At 62.1% G+C, this 340-nt stretch carries 1 protein-coding gene; it reads left to right on the top strand.

Translation table 11 applies throughout. From position 1 onward, the window contains the following. Nucleotides 1-340 (top strand): erythromycin esterase family protein (locus tag GV790_RS29340; RefSeq protein ID WP_163818066.1); only part of this gene is annotated, 340 nt, incomplete at both ends.

The raw sequence follows: 340 nt of genomic DNA, 5'->3' as shown, positions 1-340 counted from the left end.
CTGCGCGGCTTCGAACGGTTTCCCGCGTGGATGTGGCGCAATACAGTTGTCCGCGACTTCGTCGGCTGGCTACGTGATCACGACGACGGCCAGGTTCGTCACGACGAACCCACCACGGGGTTCTACGGGTTGGATCTGTACAGCTTGCATCGTTCGATGACGGAGGTCGTGCGCTACCTCGAGCGAACCGATCGCCTCGCGGCACAACGAGCCAAAGCCCGCTACGACTGTTTCGACCACACTGGCGGCAACGACGCGCAGGCATACGGATTCGGCGCGGCATTCGGCGCCGGACGATCGTGCGAAGACCAGGTGGTTCAGCAACTGATCGAGCTTCAGA

The organism is Nocardia cyriacigeorgica, from assembly GCF_010858045.1.
Taxonomy (GTDB): Bacteria; Actinomycetota; Actinomycetes; order Mycobacteriales; family Mycobacteriaceae; genus Nocardia; species Nocardia cyriacigeorgica_E.
Note: the sequence above shows the minus strand (reverse complement) of the source record. Positions and strands in the feature narration are given on the sequence as shown.